2 protein-coding genes and 1 pseudogene are annotated in these 2,101 nt (G+C 56.2%); all 3 read right to left on the reverse strand.

The genetic code is table 11. From position 1 onward, the window contains the following. Positions 1-192 (reverse strand): annotated as a pseudogene (locus tag A3764_RS26070) (plasmid replication protein RepC); the annotation flags it as partial. A 241-nt stretch (positions 193-433) separates the two neighbouring features. Then, positions 434-1,405 carry a plasmid partitioning protein RepB gene (gene repB / locus A3764_RS16395; RefSeq protein ID WP_067263182.1) on the reverse strand — a complete coding sequence of 324 codons (972 nt, stop codon included), beginning with the start codon at positions 1,403-1,405 and terminating at the stop codon, positions 434-436. After that, a partial coding sequence (locus tag A3764_RS16400; RefSeq protein ID WP_150122242.1) for an AAA family ATPase occupies positions 1,405-2,101 on the reverse strand: 697 nt, incomplete at its 5' end. The genes A3764_RS16400 and repB, both read right to left, overlap by 1 nt.

The raw sequence follows: 2,101 nt of genomic DNA on the forward strand, positions 1-2,101 counted from the left end.
AAAGGCCCCGAGCGTGTCAAGAAGCATCATGTCTCCGGCCTTGAGGCCAATATAGGCCCCTACCCGCTTCACAGCGACAAAAGCCCGCGTTTTGGGCACAGCTACCTGTTCACCGGCTTGGGCAAGTTGCTCTGCAATGCCAAGACCCGGTGTCGGCTTGCGCCATCCTGAGGGCTGCCACGCGATGGGCATATCTCTCCCGTGCTGAGGCATACCTGCCTCAGTCGCTCCAGACGGAGCATCACTGAATTTTTCCATGTTTTGTCAGCAGACAAAGAAATCCCGTTCGCTCGGAAGCGTTTTCTCTTGTGTGGCGATTCGGTGGCTGCTAGATTCTAGGTGTCTAATCTAAGAATTGCGCTCTGCGCAGCAGCCCTCGAAGCTTCGGTTTCGGGGGTTTTCTTTGTTTACCTTTCCTCCTTTCTGCTCGTCCTCACTTGTCATCCTCCGAGTTTACATCTGTAAATTCGGCGTAGGATCTCTTGATGATGTCCTCGAGATTGCTCTCAAGCCAGTTTGCGAACTCAGCACTTGTGCCGGACTTCTTCACTGAAAGAGATACGCTCCCTCGGCCTGCTTTGATGACGACACCGTCCATCGGCGTAATCTCACTAGGACCGCTGGACGCTTTCGTTCCGCGCTTGCTTGCTTCCTTGATCAGCGCTTCCAACCGCTCATCAGACGTCAATGAGGCGCTGATCTTGGTCAGCAGGTCGAGTGCGGCTTTCTCGGTGAGCTTCCGTTCGAGGAATAGCTCGGCAAGGTATGTCCACCTCGGCCTGCCGGATTTGGGTGCTGCACCTATCAGGTCGCCCACTCGGGACGGGACATTCTGCGTTACCTTCGTAAGGTGCGAATGCCCTGAGGCTGAAAGATTCAAAACCTGGCGCACTGTCGCACTTTCGTGACCCGCAGCTTGGATCGCTTCTGCAAAGCGCGCCTTCTCATAGAACGAAAGGTTGCGGCGTGCCGCATTTTCCAGCCCTTTGGCCAACAAGGCGGTGGCGTCATCGACATCCTGAACGTTTGCACGCACCTTGATGCCGAGCTCCCGGCACGCCTTCAGGCGGCGGCGGCCATAGATCGCTTCGAAGCGCCCGTCGGCAGCCTTGGAGCGCCGAACGAGGATTGGGACCTGCTGACCGCCTTCGCGGATGCTATTCTTGAGCGCCTCGAAACCCTCATCGTCATCCTCGGCGTTTACAGCTGTAAATTCATCCAATCGATCCTTCGGCCCCCAATCATCAATCAGACCGGGATCAATCTCACGGATAGACGCCAGTGACCCCTGAAGAGCTCCTAATGCTGGTGCACTAGTCTTGGGAGTCTTCTCAGTCGAAGTGCTGCTGGAGCGCGCGATGGTGTTCGCGATCCCCGACATATCTCGAAGTGACTTCCTTGCCATTACTTACGCCCCCATGACTGGTGGATCATGACCTCCACTTCGTGGCCAACGGCATCCATCGAACCTTTTGCGCGATCGTACGTCGCGCGAGTCATCTCAGAGCGCACGACTTCATAGATGGATTGTTTGAGCATGGTCGCATCACTGATTGCTGTGCTCTTGAGAGCGGTCGCCGACATGACGCGATCTTGGAACAGCGCACGCATAAACGAGGTCAGCTGTTGCGAGGGCACATCCGTTGGCTCGTCCCGCGTGATCAGGAACTTGAAGTGATCATACTGTAGAGTCGCGCCGGCGTCCTCGATCACCCCCATGTAGGCACCGGCAAGTTCGAGGAACTGTGCGGTCGACGAAACATCCAACATCGAAGGCGTCAACGGGACGATCAGCGAACTTGCCGCGGCCATTCCAGCAATGGTCAAAAAGCCCAGCTGTGGTGGGCTGTCCATCAAGACAAGGTCGAAATCACCTTCGACCTGGGACAATGCGTTTCGGATGCGCGTAAAGAACGGCTGGTCAGGGTTCGAATGGACAGCAGATTCAGTCTCGAATTCAGACAACATGAGGCGCGACGGCGCAATCGAAAGCCCGGGGAAGTAGGTGGGAACGACGACATCGGCCATGCTTACTGGATCGTCGTAACGGATCGCGTCATAGACAGTCAGCCCATCAAACTCGATTTCCGGGCTGATGCCG

The organism is Sulfitobacter sp. HI0129 (assembly GCF_001635395.1).
Taxonomy (GTDB): Bacteria; Pseudomonadota; Alphaproteobacteria; order Rhodobacterales; family Rhodobacteraceae; genus Sulfitobacter.

Coding starts and splice junctions, on each gene's coding strand:
- repB (WP_067263182.1), bottom strand. CDS start 1,405: ATGGCAAGGAAGTCACTTCGAGATATGTCGGGGATCGCGAACACCATC.